This is a genomic window from Streptomyces sp. NPDC002730, from assembly GCF_042888805.1.
Lineage (GTDB): Bacteria > Actinomycetota > Actinomycetes > Streptomycetales > Streptomycetaceae > Streptomyces.
In genome coordinates, this window is record NZ_JBIAQG010000065.1 from 1 (window position 1) to 1,810 (window position 1,810).

Consider the following 1,810-nt stretch of genomic DNA (forward strand, 5'->3'; position numbering starts at 1 on the left):
ACTCTGCAGCAGGAGGCTCTAAAGGTGATCGGACGTCGAAGGCCGGACAGGCAGCCGTCGGACAGGAGGGGCGGCGGGCCTCGCTGGTGGAGCAGAGTACGGGCCATCGCGGTGGGACTGGCGGTGCTGGCCGGGCCGGCCCTGCCGGTGATCACAGCACCGACGGCCACTGCCGTTCCCGGCGGCACCTACGCCTACGTCGCCAACCAAGACGCGGACACGGTGTCGGCGATCAACACGGCCACGAACACCATCACCGCCACCATTCCAGTGGACGACGGGCCCTTCGCTGTGGCGGTCAACCCCGCCGGCACCACCGCCTACGTCACGAACACCATCGCGGGCACCGTGTCGGTCATCGACACCTCCACCAACCTCGTCACCGACACCATCACCGTCAACACCGACCCCCAGGGGGTGGCGGTCAACCCCGCCGGCACCTTCGCCTACGTCACCAACAACACCGATGGCACCGTGTCGGTCATCGACACCTCCAACAACCTCGTCACCGACACCATCGGCGTCGGCGCCAACCCCCGGGGGGTGGCGGTCAACCCCGCCGGCACCTTCGCCTACGTCGCTTTTGGCGTGAATAGCGTGTCGGTCATCGACACCTCCAACAACCTCGTCACCGCCACCATCACCGTGGGAGACGGGCCCTTCGCTGTGGCGGTCAACCCCGCCGGCACCTTCGCCTACGTCACCAACAACGGCGCGGACACCGTATCCGTCATCAACACCTCCAACAACCTCGTCACCGCCACCATCACCGTGGGAGACGGGCCCTTCGCTGTGGCGGTCAACCCCGCCGGAACCTTCGCCTACGTCACCAACGCCAACGCGGGCACCGTGTCGGTCATCAACACCTCCAACAACCTCGTCACCGCCACCATCACCGTCGGCACCAACCCCCAGGGGGTGGCGGTCAACCCCGCCGGCACCTTCGCCTACATCACCAACAACGGCGCGGACACCGTATCCGTCATCAACACCTCCAACAACCTCGTCACCGCCACCATCACCGCCAATACTGGCCCGCTCGGAGTGACGGTCGCCACCGTCCCCGCTGCGCCTGCCGTAACAGCGGTGGGCTGCACCACGGCTGCGTTGATCGCTGCGATCAACGCCTCCAACGCCAACAACGGCACCCTCAGCCTCACCTCGTACTGCGTCTACCAACTCACCGCAGCCGACTCCGGCAACGACGGCCTCCCGGCCATCACCGGCTCATTCACCATCATCGGCAACAACGCCACCATCCAACGCACCACCACCGCAACCACCCAGTTCCGCATCCTCGACATCGCCTCCGGCGGAGCACTGACCGTCAACGACCTCACCGTCATGAACGGCTCCCTCACCGGACTCGACAACGGCGGAGGCATCCTGGTCCAGAACGGCGGCACCCTCACCGCCACCACCAACCTCACCCTCCAAGGGAGTGAGGCAGACAACGGCGGAGGCATCAGCGTCGCCAACGGTGGCACCGCCACTCTCACCGACAGCCTCATCAACGACAACTCGGCAGACGCTGACGGCGGTGGTATCGACGCCGAAGGCGACTTCACCCTCACCGGCGTCACCGTGACCGGTAACCGCGCTGATGATGGCGGCGGTGTCTTCCACGACGGTGTTGGCACCACCGTCTCGATCACCGGCAGCACCATCAGCAACAACACCGCCAAACGTTACAGCGGCGGCCTCGACCTCGAGGACGGTACGACCACCATCGACACCAGCAGCATCAACGACAACGTCGTCACCGGCGTCGGCAATACCGCCTTCGCCGGAGGCATCGAGAGCTTTGGCA

The 1,810-nt window shown here is 65.9% G+C and carries 1 protein-coding gene; it reads left to right on the forward strand.

Annotated elements, in window-relative coordinates:
- Window positions 1-111: 111 nt before the first annotated feature.
- On the forward strand, window positions 112-1,810 hold a 1,699-nt coding region (locus ACFYXH_RS42440; RefSeq protein WP_389575175.1), incomplete at its 3' end, for a beta-propeller fold lactonase family protein.